Annotated in this window: 14 protein-coding genes and 1 tRNA gene; 11 read left to right on the forward strand and 4 right to left on the reverse strand. The window is 49.4% G+C overall.

Annotated features, from left to right (window positions below):
* Nucleotides 1-47 precede the first annotated feature (47 nt).
* The 7 genes from rpmI to AC0L4K_RS03305 all read left to right on the forward strand — a co-directional run bounded on the left by rpmI (nt 48) and on the right by AC0L4K_RS03305 (nt 5,002).
* On the forward strand, nt 48-242 hold the full coding sequence (gene rpmI, locus AC0L4K_RS03275; RefSeq protein WP_091357366.1) for a 50S ribosomal protein L35: 195 nt from the start codon (nt 48-50) through the stop codon (nt 240-242).
* Between the two features lie 40 nt (nt 243-282).
* Nucleotides 283-636 carry a 50S ribosomal protein L20 gene (rplT, locus tag AC0L4K_RS03280; protein ID WP_126160091.1) on the forward strand — a complete coding sequence of 118 codons (354 nt, stop codon included), beginning with the start codon at nt 283-285 and terminating at the stop codon, nt 634-636.
* A gap of 84 nt (nt 637-720) precedes the next feature.
* Entirely contained in the window at nt 721-1,704 is a 984-nt protein-coding gene (gene pheS, locus AC0L4K_RS03285) for a phenylalanine--tRNA ligase subunit alpha (protein ID WP_473268187.1), read from the forward strand.
* Between the two features lie 72 nt (nt 1,705-1,776).
* Entirely contained in the window at nt 1,777-4,167 is a 2,391-nt protein-coding gene (pheT, locus tag AC0L4K_RS03290; protein ID WP_473268189.1) for a phenylalanine--tRNA ligase subunit beta, read from the forward strand.
* Nucleotides 4,168-4,184: 17 nt separating this feature from the next.
* Complete coding sequence (gene ihfA / locus AC0L4K_RS03295; protein WP_091357359.1) at nt 4,185-4,481, forward strand: integration host factor subunit alpha; 297 nt, start codon at nt 4,185-4,187, stop codon at nt 4,479-4,481.
* Entirely contained in the window at nt 4,468-4,830 is a 363-nt protein-coding gene (locus AC0L4K_RS03300) for a MerR family transcriptional regulator (RefSeq protein ID WP_417224527.1), read from the forward strand. Before ihfA ends, AC0L4K_RS03300 begins: the two co-directional genes overlap by 14 nt.
* A 95-nt stretch (nt 4,831-4,925) precedes the next feature.
* Nucleotides 4,926-5,002: transfer RNA gene (locus AC0L4K_RS03305), tRNA-Pro, on the forward strand.
* Between the two features lie 390 nt (nt 5,003-5,392).
* Here AC0L4K_RS03305 and AC0L4K_RS03310 read toward each other — a convergent pair.
* The 4 genes from AC0L4K_RS03310 to AC0L4K_RS03325 are packed head-to-tail and all read right to left on the reverse strand — an operon-like array spanning nt 5,393 to nt 12,161.
* Nucleotides 5,393-6,391, reverse strand: coding sequence for a zinc-binding dehydrogenase (locus tag AC0L4K_RS03310; RefSeq protein WP_473268192.1), 999 nt, complete (start codon nt 6,389-6,391; stop codon nt 5,393-5,395).
* A 39-nt stretch (nt 6,392-6,430) separates the two neighbouring features.
* Entirely contained in the window at nt 6,431-7,849 is a 1,419-nt protein-coding gene (locus tag AC0L4K_RS03315; protein WP_473268194.1) for a TolC family protein, read from the reverse strand.
* A complete protein-coding gene (locus tag AC0L4K_RS03320; protein ID WP_473268196.1) occupies nt 7,836-10,979 on the reverse strand; it encodes an efflux RND transporter permease subunit in 3,144 nt (1,047 codons plus the stop codon). Before AC0L4K_RS03320 ends, AC0L4K_RS03315 begins: the two co-directional genes overlap by 14 nt.
* Before the next feature lie 9 nt (nt 10,980-10,988).
* Entirely contained in the window at nt 10,989-12,161 is a 1,173-nt protein-coding gene (locus AC0L4K_RS03325; protein WP_473268197.1) for an efflux RND transporter periplasmic adaptor subunit, read from the reverse strand.
* Nucleotides 12,162-12,289: 128 nt separating this feature from the next.
* Between AC0L4K_RS03325 and AC0L4K_RS03330 the strand changes: the two genes are divergently transcribed.
* The 4 genes from AC0L4K_RS03330 to AC0L4K_RS03345 all read left to right on the forward strand — a co-directional run bounded on the left by AC0L4K_RS03330 (nt 12,290) and on the right by AC0L4K_RS03345 (nt 15,947).
* Nucleotides 12,290-13,237, forward strand: coding sequence for a LysR family transcriptional regulator (locus AC0L4K_RS03330; RefSeq protein WP_473268198.1), 948 nt, complete (start codon nt 12,290-12,292; stop codon nt 13,235-13,237).
* An 86-nt stretch (nt 13,238-13,323) separates the two neighbouring features.
* Complete coding sequence (locus AC0L4K_RS03335) at nt 13,324-13,950, forward strand: SLATT domain-containing protein (RefSeq protein WP_473268199.1); 627 nt, start codon at nt 13,324-13,326, stop codon at nt 13,948-13,950.
* 203 nt (nt 13,951-14,153) lie between these two features.
* Nucleotides 14,154-15,497: a TolC family protein gene (locus AC0L4K_RS03340; protein ID WP_417224515.1), complete on the forward strand. Its 1,344-nt coding sequence runs from the start codon at nt 14,154-14,156 to the stop codon at nt 15,495-15,497.
* 75 nt (nt 15,498-15,572) lie between these two features.
* Nucleotides 15,573-15,947, forward strand: coding sequence for a hypothetical protein (locus tag AC0L4K_RS03345; protein ID WP_473268200.1), 375 nt, complete (start codon nt 15,573-15,575; stop codon nt 15,945-15,947).
* Nucleotides 15,948-16,150 lie beyond the last annotated feature (203 nt).

Below are 16,150 nucleotides of genomic sequence, written 5' to 3' on the forward strand. Positions count from 1 at the left end.
TGTTTGTTCAGGTGAAAGATAATTAACGAATGCGTGGGGATTTAGTAATGCCTAAAATGAAATCTTGCAGCGGTGCTGCGAAACGTTTTAAAAAGACTGCTAAGGGCTTTAAGCACAAACAGTCTTACACAAGCCACATCCTGACTAAGAAAACGACTAAGCGTAAGCGTCAGCTTCGCCCAATGCTGCAAGTTGCAGCGGCTGATCAGAAATTGATCCGTCGTATGCTGCCTTACATCTAAGTCGTAGTAACCACAAATTCTAAGTTAGGAAGAAAGTAATATGGCACGTGTAAAACGTGGTGTCATCGCACACCGTCGTCACAAAAAGATCCTGAAAAAAGCTAAAGGTTACTACGGCGCTCGTAGCCGTGTGTTCCGTGTAGCTAAACAGGCAGTAATTAAAGCAGGTCAGTATGCGTACCGCGACCGTCGTCAGCGTAAGCGTCAGTTCCGCGCGCTGTGGATTGCTCGTATCAACGCTGCAGCCCGCATTAATGGTTTGTCCTACAGCCGCTTTATTGCTGGCCTGAAGAAAGCATCTATCGAAATCGATCGTAAGGTGCTGGCTGATCTGGCTGTTCACGAAGCGCATGTATTTGCCGCTATCGTTGAAAAAGCAAAAGCAGCACTGTAAGACACCCTTACCTTCTGGTAAGTATTGATCGTTGTGATAGGGGAAGGGTGCAAACTCTTCCCCTATTTTTATCTGGAGCGGTAAATGGAAAACATTCAAATCCTGTTGGCCGAAGGCAAGCAGGCTGCAGAACAGGCAACAAGCGCACAGGATCTTGATCAGGTGCGGGTTCAGTATCTGGGTAAGAAAGGTCATCTTACCCAGCTATTGAAGGGTCTGGGCGCACTGAGTGCTGAAGAGCGACCTCAGGCAGGCGCGAATATTAATGAAGCCAAGCAAGCGCTACAGGATGTGCTTAACACCTGTAAAGCTAACTTGGAATCGGCGGCACTGGAAGCGAAGCTGGCGGAAGAGACTATCGATGTCACTTTACCTGGTCGCGGTCAGTCACTGGGTGGTTTGCACCCGGTCACTAAAACGCTACAGCGGATTGAAGAGTTCTTTGCTCGGATCGGTTATTCCGTAGCGGAAGGACCTGAAATCGAAGATGATTATCACAACTTCGAAGCGTTGAATATTCCGTCCCACCACCCGGCGCGGGCGATGCACGATACGTTTTATTTCAATGCCAACACATTGCTGCGCACCCACACTTCGGGTGTCCAAGTGCGCACGATGGAAACGCAACAACCGCCGATTCGGATTATCTGTCCAGGCCGTGTGTATCGTTGTGACTATGATCAGACTCACTCCCCGATGTTCCATCAGGTTGAAGGGTTGATCGTTGATAAAGATATTAGCTTTGCTGATCTCAAGGGTACGCTGGAACAGTTCCTACGCGAATTCTTTGAAGAAGATGTCAAAGTGCGTTTCCGTCCCTCTTACTTCCCATTTACAGAGCCATCTATCGAAGTCGATATCGATCGGGGTGATGGTAAGTGGATGGAAGTGCTTGGTTGCGGCATCGTACATCCGAAAGTATTTGAGTCTTCCAATATCGATCCGGAGCAGTACACCGGTTTTGCCTTCGGTATGGGGGTAGAGCGTCTGGCGATGCTGCGGTATGGCGTTAATGACCTGCGCCTGTTCTTTGAAAACGATCTGCGTTTCCTTGGCCAGTTTAACTGAAGCATTGGTTAGCTGTACCTCGGAGCGACAAGGTCGTTTAAAAGTAGATAAAGAATTTTCGGAAACAGAATTATGAAATTCAGTGAAAAGTGGTTACGTGAACTGGTAGATCCGGCGACGGATACACAGGGAATTGCCGATCAGATCACGATGGCCGGTCTCGAAGTCGATGAGATTATTCCGGTTGCGGGTCAATTTAGTGGTGTGGTTGTGGGTGAAATCCTCTCCGCTGAGCCGCATCCTAACGCCGATAAGTTACAGGTATGTCAGGTAACCGACGGCAATGAAACATTCCAAATCGTCTGTGGCGCGCCGAATGCCCGTGGTGGACTAAAAACTGCCTTTGCCAAGGTCGGTGCAGTGCTGAGCTCCCCCGACGGTAGCGACTTTAAGATCAAAAAAGCCAAGCTACGTCAGGTTGAATCGTTCGGTATGCTCTGTGCGGATGACGAGCTGGGGATCTCCGACAATCATGCCGGTATTATGGAATTGGCCGCTGATGCGCCGGTCGGTACCGATCTGCGTGATTATTTAGGTCTGGATGATTCTATTATTGATGTTGACCTGACGCCAAACCGTGGTGACTGTCTCTCTATTGCGGGTCTGGCCCGTGAAGTGGGCGTATTGAATAAAGCGCCCGTTAGCTATGTCGATATTGAGTTTACCGTACCGACTATCGATGATACGTTACCGATCACACTGGAAGATCCAGAAGGCTGTCCTCGTTATCAGGGCCGGATTATCCGTGGTGTCGATATGACCGCTGAAACGCCGCTGTGGATGGTTGAGAAGCTACGTCGCTGTGGTATTCGCTCAATTGATCCCGTAGTCGATGTGACCAACTATGTCTTGCTGGAGTTAGGTCAGCCGATGCATGCCTTCGACCTGAATACGCTCAATGGTGGCATCGTGGTGCGTAAGGCGCAGCCGGGTGAAAAACTGACCTTGTTGGACGGTAACGAAGTCGAGCTAACAGAGGGTACACTGGTAATTGCCGATCAAGAAAAAGCTATCGCGATGGCAGGTATTTTTGGTGGAGAAGCAACCGGTGTAACGGCGCAGTCGAAAGATATTTTCCTTGAGTGTGCCTACTTCAATCCGATTAATATTGCCGGTCGAGCACGTTCTTATGGTTTGCATACCGATGCTTCCCATCGCTATGAGCGTGGTGTTGATTGGCAGTTGCAACGTAAAGCCACTGAACGCGCTACCCAGCTATTGCTGGATATTGTTGGTGGTGAAGTCGGTCCTGTGGTCGAGGCGGTGTCAGAAGAGCATCTGCCGACCGCAACCTCAGTCACGTTGCGTCAAAGCAAAGTGAATCAGGTGTTGGCATTCGAGATGCCTGCGCTTGAGATCGAAGAGATTCTGACTCGCTTAGGCATGACGGTTGAACTCAGTGCGGAAGGCGAATGGACGGTTGCAGTACCGTCTTACCGTTTTGATATCAGCATTGAAATTGATCTGATTGAAGAGTTGGCGCGGGTGTATGGCTACAACAACCTACCCGTTAAAGTGCCGACCGCTGAACTGAATATGATCGCCAATGATGAGTCTAAAGTCACACTGAACAGCGTGCGGGCTCAGTTAGTTGGACGGGGTTATCAAGAAGCGATCACCTACAGCTTTATCGAAAAGGGCTTAGCGGCTCAGTTTGATGATAAGCATGAGGCGAAAGCATTGGCTAACCCGATCTCTGCTGAGATGGCTGTGATGCGTACCTCTATTTGGCCTGGTCTGGCTAAGGCGTTGCAATATAACCAAAACCGACAGCAAGCGCGGGTGCGCTTGTTTGAAACCGGCCAGCGTTTCTTGCCTGAAGGCGATCAGCTGATTCAGGAGAATGTTGTTGCGGGTCTGATTTGCGGTCCACGTCAGTCTGAAGGCTGGAGTGCTGATAACACTCCGGTAGATTTTTATGATCTGAAAGGTGATGTGGAATCTTTGTTGGCGTTGGGTGGTTGTGCCGATCAGTTCAGCTTTGTGGCTGAACGTCATGTGGCCCTGCATCCGGGTCAATCGGCTGCGATCCAACGTAATGGCAAGACCGTTGGCTTTATGGGCGCGTTGCACCCTGAGTTGGTGAAGAGTCTTGGCCTGACCGGTCCTGTCTTCCTGTTTGAAATTGTTCAGGAAGTGCTGCTTGAAGGTGCTTTGCCTCGCTTTAATAGCCTGTCTAAATTCCCTGAGAGTCGTCGTGACCTAGCATTGCTAGTAAATGACACCGTTGCCTTCGAGCAGATTCGCGCTGTTGCACTGCAGCACGGTGGTGAATACCTCCAAGCAGTGACCCTGTTCGATGTTTATCAGGGTAAAGGTGTTGAACCTGGTCAAAAAAGCATCGCTTTGGGCTTGACCTGGCAGCATCCTTCGCGCACTCTTAACGATGAAGAGATCAACGAAGTTATTGATTTTGTTGTGTCTGCACTGAAAAATGAGTTCGGTGCAACATTAAGAGTGTAATCGACAGGGGTATTCTGATGGGCTCTTTGACTAAAGCAGATATGGCTGAGCGCCTGTATGAAGATCTGGGGCTTAACAAGCGCGAAGCAAAAGAGATGGTGGAAGCCTTCTTTGATGAAATTCGCATGAGCCTTGCTGAAAATGAACAGGTAAAACTATCGGGTTTTGGTAATTTCGACCTGCGTGATAAACGTGAACGTCCGGGTCGAAATCCTAAAACCGGTGAAGAGGTGCCTATTTCAGCACGTCGGGTGGTAACTTTCCGCCCGGGCCAAAAGCTTAAGGAACGTGTAGAAGCCTATGAAGGAGACTGATTCAGTCTCGGATGATCTACCCAGTATCCCGACAAAACGCTACTTCACCATTGGTGAGGTAGCCAAGTTGTGCGATCTTAAAGCACATGTTTTGCGCTATTGGGAGCAAGAATTTCCACAGATCCGTCCGGTTAAACGCAGTGGTCGGCGTTATTATCAGCGCCAAGATGTGCTGATTATTCGTCAGATTCAAGGTTTATTGCATGATCAAGGGTATACCATCAATGGTGCCCGTCAGTGGCTTAATGGCGATCAGGCAGTTGATGATACGGCCCGTTATAAGCAGCTTATCCGCCAGACGATTACCGAACTGGAAGATATTCGTAAGCTACTGAAATCGGTAAAGTAAATCGATTAAAAAGTTCTTTTCAGACGTGAATTGTTGGCGTAGTATAGCCACCTCTGTTGCAGCGCTGAATGCTCTAGGTGTTTAGTGCTCATCGTCGGGACATAGCGCAGCCTGGTAGCGCACTACTCTGGGGGAGTAGGGGTCGTGGGTTCGAATCCCGCTGTCCCGACCAACTTATTTGCTTCAAACACTATCTTATAAAAAGACCCTTATCGGGTCTTTTTTTGTTTTAGGTACACAATAAAACCACTCTGAGAGCGTATCGGCTAAGTTGTTGTTAGCGGTCTCGATCACCTTATACTCCATCGTTTGAAAATATCGATGCATTACCTATGAGTATTTGCTGATAACGGGTAGTCAGTTTTCGCTTCGATCTGAACATTCTGTGACTGATTTCAGGGCTGCGAAAGTTGTGTATGACGTTTTAGTACAGCGTTAATGTCAGCCTTAAATCTTCTGCCTTTTCTTGAAACGCTTTCTGGATGATATGAATGCGTCTTAATGATGAACTGCATGTCTGTGTCGAGAATCACAACCACAGACCGTCTAAAAAATATGCCGGTTAGGGCCGTATTTTCACCACTGGTCGTTTGGGGCAGGTGTGTTGGGTCATAAGGGTTAACACATCCCGCACGGCATCCACTGTAAAGGGGATTTGTACTACTTCAGGGGGGATAATGTCGCCACTGGCGACGTCCTGTAATAGTTGCGAACCCATAAAGCTTAAGTGCTGCTGCGCACATAAGCTGTTGGCCAACCATGCGCCACCGAGTGAGACCACCCCGATCAGCGGTGCTTTTTCAAATAATAACGCTTCGCTGATATCGCTAAAGCCATTGAGGCAGGCAATGTGGCCACAAAAGCGTAAACGATGGAGGTCGTCGATAAAGCTATCTCCGCCCTGAGTATTGAGTATGCAATCAAAGCCACCTGGCCCAAGTTCGCGTTTAATCTGGTGACAGATGTTGTCGGCATGACAGTCGAAGGTAAAGTCAGCGCCTAATTTAGTTAGACGCTTATGATGCGATTTTTCGGCAAAGGCAAAAACCTGTGCGCCTTGGCGTTTAGCGTACTGCACAGCGAAGTGCGCAACGGCTCCCTGAGCGCTGTTAATTGCAAATGATTGGCCTTCTTGTAATTGCAGTTTACCAAGCGCTAATAATGCGGTCATACCGGCATTAGGTAGAGCTACCGCGACCTCGCTGGCAATGCTGTCGGGCACTTCAGAGACGGCGAAGTTGGGTACCACCGCATACTCTTTAAGCATCCCTTGTTTTGCCAAGCTGCTGTTAAATAGCACCCGAGAGCCCTTGCTTGGAAACACACCTTTAGGGGCGTTCACTACCGTGCCGATAGCATCTGAGCCTAATATATGAGGGTATTGCCATTGGCAAAAACCATCTCTAGCAAGCCGTGCATCGAGATGATTGATTGCTACATATTCGATGGCGATCAACAGCTCATTGTCACCGAATGTGGGGATCGGGTGTTGTGACATGTGCAGGTCAAACTCTGCACCGCACTGGCACAGCTGAATGGCGTTCATTTTTGCTGTCGACATTTTACCTCCATTGTCTCCCTTGGGCGTTAAGGCTAAGTATTAACGGCTCGCCAATAACGCCTGCGTCCACTGTCCGTTGAGTTCGCTGTAAACGTTGACGCCAGCGCTCAGCCATTGGTCGCGGATAGTCATTTGCGCTTGCTCTGCAGCGAGGACATCTTGCCGGGCATCGAGTAAATCGAGATAGGCTAGCTGTCCCTCTTGATATTCATGGTTCGCTTGTTGATAGGCCTGCTGTGCGGCATTGACCCGGGCCTGAGCATAACCTAACTGCTGTTTAACTTGAACCAAGGTGCGCAGCGATAGCTCTGTTTTTGATAAAACTTGGGTCAAGGTCTGTTTATACGCATGGTAGCTTGCCTCGCTGAGTGCTGTTTGCGCATCCAGTTGGGCTAACAGTTGTGGATAACTAAACAGTGACCAGCTCAGAGTTGGGGTTATCTGCCAGTTCGACTGACTGTGGTCGAAATTCAAGCCGGGTGCACTGAGTACGCCGGCAAATGCTGCGAGGCTGATATCCGGATATAGCGATCGTGCTGCGCTGTTCGCCAGTTGGCTTTGTTGCGTGAGCTGTGCCACGGCTGATTGTACATCGCCACGGCTCATTAGTGCATCCTCGGGGGATTGTACTGCGACGTTAATACGTTGCTGATCGTATTGAGCCGCGCTCATCGGTGTCAGAGCTAGTTCACCGGCTTGTGTATCGAGTAGCATTGCCAGGGTTTGTTCTACTTGCGCTTGTTCAGTGGCAATCTGTGGTAACTGCTGTTTCAGTTGGTAATATTGCGATTCGGTGCGGTTGAGTTCAAGTTCGGTGGCAATGCCCTCTTGAAGTTGCACCTGTAAGATGGTCATGGTGTCTTCTAGGGCGGCCAGTTGTCGCTGGGTCAGTTCAAGGCGCAAGCTTTGATTCTGCCACTGTAAGTAGCTGCGTACCGTGCTGCTAACGAGTTCAGCCACCAGGGTTTGATACTGCCCCTGCTGGTCCTGTGCGACGGCTTCTGCCGCTAAGCTTAGCGCCTGAAGGCGGCCAGATAGATCCAGTTGCCAAGTGAAATTCCCATTGCCGGTGGTGTAGCTACTGGTTTCACCGTTTGGATTTTGCGTGCTGATGGTATTCCCACGAACGCCAGTAATATCCACACTGCCTTGCAGCCATTGTGCCCGTTGTTGCTCCGTTAACTGCGCCAGGGAAGCACGCAAGCGTGCTGCCGAGACTTGGAGGTTTTGGTTACGGGTTAAGGTTTGTTGCACTAAACGATTCAGTTGCTCATCGTCTAGTTGTTGCCACCAGTCTAATTCGCTTTGTTGTGCAATCGATTGGACTCTCTGATGTTGCTGCACCTGAGCGATGAACTGTTGCGTGGCTTGTGCCTTTTCCTGTTCTAGCGGGGTGCTGGCGCACCCTGCTAGAACGGCCAGTGTTAACGACGATAACGCCAGTTTAACGGTCTTCATGTGACAGCTCCTTAGGCGTGAGCATTCGGTAAAATACAGGGGTAAACAGCAACCCGAATAGGGTGACACCTATCATGCCGAAGAACACTGCGTTACCCATCGCTTGGCGCATTTCGGCTCCCGCTCCGGTGGCGAGCACGAGCGGTATGACACCGGCAGTAAAGGCGATTGAGGTCATTAAGATGGGACGTAGGCGTAAGCGGCAGGCCTCAATAATAGCGTCCATATGGCTGGCTCCGTTAAGCTGTTTGTCGCGGGCAAACTCAATCATCAGAATGGCATTTTTCGAGGCCAGCGCCACCAACACTATCAGGGCTACTTGGGTGAAGATGTTGTTATCCCCTCCAAGCATATAGACCCCCGCCAAGGCGGAGAAAATAGTCATCGGCACGATCAGTATGATCGCCAGCGGTAAGCGTAGGCTTTCATATTGGGCAGCCAGCACCATAAACACAAGTAGCACAACCAGAGGGAACACATACACCATCGTGTTACCGGCTAGGATCTGTTGATAGGTGACTTCGGTCCACTCATAGGTGATACCGTCGGGCAACGCTTGAGCTAGCACCTGTTCAATCGCCTGTTTTGCTTGATCTGAACTGTAGCCTGGCGCCGGGCTGCCGTTTAGTTCTGCGGTGACATAGCCGTTGTAATGTTGAACACGATCCGGGCCGGTAGTTGGTTCGACGGTGACCACCGAGCCTAGCGGTACCATTTCGCCAGCTGCGTTACGCAGTTTAAGGTTTAAGATTTGCGCACGTTTGCTACGATATTGAGCATCGGCTTGAGCGTTCACCTGATAGGTGCGGCCAAAGAGGTTGATGTCATTAATATACGCGGAGCCGAGATACACCTGCAACGTCGTGAATACATCATTCAGGGCGATGCCTTGAATCAGTGCTTGTTCACGGTCGATGTTGATGTCCATTTGTGGCACTTGGATGCGGTAGCTCGAGAATAAACCGGTTAAGGCCGGATTTTGCTGTGCCGCCGCGATGGTCCCTTGTAAGGCGCTAAACAGGGCTTCAAAGCCTTTGTTGCCTCGGTCTTCTAGCTGTAGCTTAAACCCACCGGTAGTGCCAAGGCCTAAAATAGGCGGTGGTGGAAATACCGCGACAAAGGCTTCATCAATGACGCTGAAGCGCTGGTTGAGCTGCATAGCAATAGCGTTCGCTGACATCGATGGATCGGTGCGTTGCGAGAAATCCTCCAACGGTGTAAACATCACCGCGCTGTTGGTGCTGTTGGCGAATCCATTAACTGATAAGCCGGGGAACGCTACTGTATGTGCTACACCCGGTACATCTAGGGCGATCTCTTGGATCTGTTCGACAACCGATTGCGTTCTATCAAGGCTGGCGGCATCGGGTAGCTGTACCACGGCGACCAGATATTGCTTATCCTGTTGTGGAATAAAGCCACCGGGCACCGCGTTGAATAAACCAACCGTTGCTCCCACTAAGCCAAGATAGACCAGGCCGACGACAATACTTAGGCGGATCAGTTTTTTGACCAACGCTTCATAGCCTTTAGCACTGCTATCAAACAGGCGGTTAAAAGGCTTGAATAACCAGTTACCGAAGAGTTTATTAAGCACCTTGGTGAGCCGGTCGTCGGGGGCATCATGGGACTTCAGCAAAATAGCCGAGAGTGCAGGTGATAGGGTCAATGAGTTAAACGCTGAGATCAGTGTTGAAATCGTGATGGTTAAGGCAAATTGCTTATAAAACTGGCCAGAAAGTCCGGTGATAAATGCTGTTGGAATAAAGACTGCGCACAGCACGAAGGCGATGGCAATAATAGGCCCGGTTACTTCACTCATGGCGATCTTGGTCGCCTCGACAGGGCTATGGCCTTCACTAATATTACGTTCAACGTTTTCCACCACCACGATGGCATCATCAACGACGATACCGATCGCGAGTATCAAACCGAATAGCGATAGGGTGTTAATCGATACCCCGAGCAGTTGCATCACGGCGAAGGTACCAATCAATGACACCGGCACGGCAATCAAGGGGATGATGGAGGCGCGCCATGTTTGCAAGAACAGCACAACCACTACGACCACTAATAGAATGGCTTCAATCAGCGTTTTGATCACCGCATCGATCGACCCCTGTACGAATACAGTGGGGTCATAAGCGATCTCATATTCCATACCTGCTGGGAATTTTTCCGACAGCCGTTGCATGGTGTCACGCACGCTATTAGAAAGCTCAATGGCGTTAGAGCCGGGGCGTTGGAAAACCGGTATAGCCAGTGCGGCTTTGTTATCCAGCATGGCCCGCAATGCATAATTTTCTTGGCCTAGTTCAATGCGAGCAACATCGTTGAGGCGGGTAATTTGTCGATCGTCACCAACCCGCAGTACTACATTTTCAAACTCTTCGATGCTTGATAGACGGCCTTTAACGTTCAGAAGTATCTGAAACTGGTTTTCTTCTGGTGATGGCTGGGCGCCTAGTGAGCCTGCGGCGACCTGTTGGTTTTGTTCGCTCAAGGCGGCCATGACATCGCTTGCGGTAAGGTTGCGCTCTGCGAGGGCATCCGGGTTAAGCCAGACACGCATAGAGTATTTCGAGCCACCAAACAGACGAATATCACCTACGCCGGGTAAGCGTTTTAACTCATCTTGGATATACAAGTCGGCATAGTTAGCCATATAAGATGTATCTTGGCTGTCATCCGGCGAGAATAGATGTACCACCAACGCCAAATTCGGCGATGATTTTTCCGCCGTGACGCCGAGCCGTTGCACTTCTTCGGGCAAACGGGGAAGGGCATTACTTACTCGGTTTTGCACCTGCACCTGGGCTTGATCTAAATCGGTACCTAAGGCAAAAGTGACGGTGAGTGTTAGACGCCCGTCGCTGGTGGCCTGGGATGAGTGATACAGCATGTTCTCTAGACCGTTCATCTCCTGCTCAAGCGGGGTGGCGACGGTTTCGGCGATAACCTTGGGGTTGGCGCCGGGGTAAGTGGCGCTGACGACCACGGTCGGTGGCACCACTTCAGGGTATTCGCTGACAGGCAATTGAAACAGCGAGATAGCACCGGTGATCACAAACACCAGTGAAAGCATCGCTGCAAATATGGGCCGGCTAATGAAGAAATGTGAAAAGTTCATAGGGGTCTCTTATGGTGCAACGCTCAATAGGGTGTCAGTTTGTTGATCTTGGTTGAGCACAAACTGAGTGCTGTCAAAATCAAAGCTCACATCGTTAGGCGTAATGGGCATGCCGGGGCCGACGCGAGCGGGTCCATTAGCCGCAATACGATCGTGTTGCTCCAGGCCTGAGGTGATTGCACGGTAAGCACCGTAACGTTCTCCGAGTGTGACCAAGCGGTATTGCAGGGTGTTGTTGCTATCGACTACTAATACAAAACGGTTTTTGAGATCGGTGCCGATCGCGCGCTCTGGCACAATGGCCATGGCTTTAGCATCGTTCGCCGCCAGTGATATACGGGCAAATGCCCCCGGCTTAAGGTGATAGCGTTGTGCATCAAACACACCACGGACACGCAGGGTGCCTGTTGTGGGGTTGATTTCGTTATCAATGAAATCCACATAACCGGGTACGGGTTGGTTATCACTGATGCGGGTTAAGGTGAGAGGGGTGCTATCTTTTGCTTCGACAGAAGCAAATGCTTGGTTCCACGTGCGTTCATCGACATCGAAATACGCATACACTTTATCGTTGGAAACAAGCGTGGTGAGTGTGGTTTGTCCCGCGGTAACAAAGTTGCCCTGGGTGGCGATAGCGCGGGAGATTACCCCAGAAATGGGTGCTTCAACTTGGCTAAACTCTAAGTCGAGTTTGGCTGATTGCAGCTGCGCCGCAATGGCGTTACGGCCGGCAATGGCTTGACGTAAGGCCGCAGCCCGTTGATCGGCTTGTTCTGTCGACATGGCTTTTTTCGCCAGCAAGCGTTTGGCCCGCTGAGCTTCACCACGCGCTTGTTCAAGCGCAGCTTCGGCGCTTACTCGCTGAGCTTCAAGGTTGGCAACTTGAGTATTAAAGGGGCGTGGATCGATGCTAAAAAGTACCTGACCTTTCTGGACGTATTCGCCCTCTTTAAACAGCACATTATCAATTTGACCAGACACTCTAGGCTTTAATACCACGCGATGCGGTGCTTCGAGACGTGTGGTAAAGGTGTGCCAAGATTGTACCTGTTTCAGCTGAACGTCGGTTACATCGATAGTCAATGGTGATGGTTTTTGCCCTTGTTGTGCGCTTGACTGGTCACAGCCGCTCAAGAGCACGGTCAGTGCAATAGCGCCGAGAGTATAACTAATTTTCTTCATGACGTTTTCCAATCAGATTGAGTTGCAGGCATCCTACGCACTGTCATTGAAGATAAAAATAGTATGTTTTGGATTATATTAATGCCAAAATTGCACCAATAAAGTGGTTTATCAATCTGGGGTAGTGTGTGGATACAACGAGTCGGTTAATTCTGTTGCTGGATGTGGTCGAGCAGGGGTCATTTGCGAAGGCCGCGGAGTTAAGACATATCGATCGCTCAGTGGTATCGAAACAGGTGAGTAAGCTGGAAGATGATTTAGGAGTGCGGCTGTTAAACAGAACAACTCGATCGTTTTCGCTTACTGCCGCCGGGGCCGAAATGGTCAAAAAAGCCGCAGAACTACGCCTGTTGTTGCAAGATACGGTGCAGTTGGCCGAGAACTACCATCAAGAGCCGCGGGGTTTATTGCGTATCACTGCCGCTAGCTTTATTGGTAAGCATTATTTATTGCCAGTGATTAATGATTTTCAAAAACGCTTTCCGCAAGTGAGTGTGGAGCTGCGCCTTGATGATCGCTTGGTGGATATGATTGCAGAGGGGTTCGATTTGGCGTTCCGGGTGGGTGAGCCGCGAGATTCATCGCTGATTGCACGTAAAGTGGGACGCAATCGGATGTTGATACTGGCCACTCAGCCATTTATTGACACCTTTGGTGAACCCAAAACGATGGCTGACTTGGCCGACCTACCCGCCGCAGCCTACAGTAGCGCACACTTTCGTCATGAATCTATCCATTATATTGATGAAAATGGCGAGCCTCAGGAGCAGACGATCAAACCAGTGTTTCGCGCCAATGATGCTGAAATATTGATTGATAAGGTGCTGTCTCATACCGCCTTTTTCTCAGCGCCGACTTTTCTTTTTGCGGATGATATTAAGATTGATCAGCTTGTGCCTTTACTTACCCATGTGCAGTTGCCGGAATATAAATCGGTGTATGCGGTCTATCCGCATCGTGATTTACCGGTGCGTACGCGGCTGTTTTTGGATGCCGCCCGCCACTATATCGGCGACCCTATTCCCCGTTGGGAGCGCAACATCCCCAACTTAGAGAGCCTGTATCAAGCACAATAGTGGTTCTCGCTTTGGTTTTCATGAGTCAGGCTCGGCGGTGAACTATAATAAGAGGCAAAGAAAATAAACGAAAAGAGGTTACCGCTATGGGTTGGGCATGGATAAGACGGTTGCGGCCTGAAGACCCTCAGCGGTTGGGTAATTTTAGACAGACGACGCAAGATTTAAAATGGGATGAAGAGGATGTCGCCGAATCGCTGGCTATACTTTTTAATGCCGTTGATCTCTTGGCTGAGGCTGAGGTGGCTTACTACTATCGCCGTCGAGGTACGCGCGCTTGGATATCGGGGGTAACACGCTTTGGTGGCTGGTTATTTGGTTCTATCGGATTGCTTCTACCGTTGTTGGCCTCCGCCGCGGGTAGCGCGTTTCAGCAATGGGCGGCATTTGGCTATGTTGCACTGGCAATAGCGGCCAGTTGTTTTGCTGCTAATTCATTGTTTGGTGGTACTGCAGGTCATATCCGTTTTGTCGCGACCCAGCTCGAATTAGAAAAATTAATGACGGCCACGCGTATTTCGTGGTGTCGTTATCTTTCTCAAGATCATGCCGGCGATATTTCTAATGCGGGCTTCTCATTGATACTCAATTACGCAGAAGAGCTGTATGCCATAACGCTGTCAGAGACAGGGTTATGGGGAGAACTTTTATTGAAAGAACTTTCAGCATATCAACAAGATATGACAACTCATAAAGCTGACTCACCTCAATAATCATGCTTCTGATAAGGTGAATAACCTTGTTTGAGGTGTTGTTTTTATAGGTTATGCCATTTTGGGTAAATTCCTCTATCAGTAGTAGGGCTTTTAGGGCATAGTCATTTGGTTTAGGTGGCTTTTTTGTAATCATCTTTGATGGCTGCTTTGCCTCTTTACTCCTTTATAACTATAACGATTAAGCTGTCTGGAGTTTGTACATGAGAATAGTTTCTTTCGCTGCATATGCAAAAGCGACGTTTGCGAGTTTAGTATTGGTATCCGGGTCTTATGTGCATGCTGAAGGCGTAGATGGCAGTTTTAAATCGAGAGTTAATTTAGTTCTAAATGAGCATTACCTAGCGAAGATGGTTGATGCCGATCTTGTGGCCGCAAAGGCTCAAGTAAATGCAGAACGTTCGGCTTACTTTCCTAAAATTGATCTAAAAGCATCAACCGGTTATCAAGATATTGACCGGGATGTGGGGGCGAGTGGTACCTACGAACCTAAAGAAGCGAGCTTGAGTGTTAACCAGCTGGTTTATGATTTTGGTACTACCTCCGCTAAAGTGGATGTGGCGCGTCATGTGACCGAAAAAGAATCGCTTGAGAATGCATTGCAGCGGCAGAATTTGATTTTTGCAGCCGTTGAAGCACACCTTGAGTTAGTTAAAGCTCACCGGCTTAAACAATACGCAGAAAAGTCTGAAGAAAATGTCAGAGTATTGACGCAGCAAGAAAATGCGCGTGTTGATGCAGGAAAAGGGTATGCGACAGATGTTTTGCAGGCAAAAGCTCAGTTAGCTTCAGCAGAAGCCCGTAGAGTTGTCTCGAATAGTGATTTGAATATTGCTGAAAACCGCTATCGAGCGGTCTATGGGAATTTGCCCCCTTTGGCTGTTGAGTTAGAGGCGTTGAATGTCCCTGCGGCCTTGTTACCGGCCTCCTTGTCTGAAGTTGAGCAGCGAGTTCAGGAAGCAAGCCCAGATGTGTTAGCGGCACAAGCTAGGCATCAGGTTGCCCGAGCGAGCTTGCACGCAACAAGTAAATCCGAATATATGCCACGGGTTGATCTTTCCCTTAGTCATGCTCGTTATGATGACCGAGATGGTACTGAAGGGTATCGCGATGATTCTCTCGCCACGCTTAATTTTCGCTGGAGCTTTGATTCAGGATCAAAAGCGAGCCATCTGGTCACGGCGGCTAATGCGCAAGCACTTAGTGAGTCTGAGAAAGCAAACTACGTTCTTGTACAATCGGTAGAAGAGGCGCGCAACGCTTGGAATAGCTGGGGCATGTCGAGAGACCGCACTCGTTACCTACTGAATCAGGTTGAGATTTCAAAGTTATTTCTAAAGTTAGCACTTAAAGAACGAGGCTATGGTCGTCGTTCTTTACTCGATATTCTTAATGCCGCAACGGCTTTAATTAACGCTGAAAGCGCCGCTGCTGAGGCTGAGTTGGATGAGACTCTGGCAGCTTTTCGGCTTTTACGAGCATCAGGTCGTCTTCAAATTGGGTTGTTTGATCAACCTGGCGTCGTCATGGCGAGAGGAGCTCACTAGCGTCATTAGTGAGTTTGTCTAAGAAGTATTACCAAGAAAAACGATCCGATTGCTACTTTAGGAAAGATATCTGATATGAATGCCATTACTCTAGATGCCATTGTTGAAATTGTGCAGAACACTAAAGCACTTAGTGCTGCCGGTCTACCACAGGAACTATTGTTTCAGCAGGCGGCACAGCAGGTTGCTGAAATACTGCGAGATAGTGGTGTAAATGAAACGGATATCCTTGCTACGTTAAAACTGCTTGAACAGGTGTTTCAGAACCCTGAAGATCCAGGCCTGTTCGATGAGTTTCAAGTGCTTTTGAATGAGAAGGTTTTAGATAACGCAGTTACAGAAACGACAGGTTTGTCGGCATCTCAAAAAACGCCGACGAGTGATGATCCCGGCGGCGATGGTGATGTTGGTTCGCAAGGAGCCCCCCTGAAACCTCTAGCCCTCCATTAGGTTCCTCGACTCCTCCTTTAGATTCTTCTCGCTCCCCGCTTGATAACTCAGACCCAACCCCTTTTAAGCCACCGATTGACTTAGGCACGCCTGAATTAACAGGGCTGACTTCCAACCTGTTAACGGGAAGACCGGCCCCACTTACTCCTGCAGAAGTTTCTTTTCTTACGCAGGATGGGAGTGATCCATCCTTAGGTGGCGCA

The sequence above is a fragment of the Amphritea sp. GJ51-11 genome, from assembly GCF_055808735.1.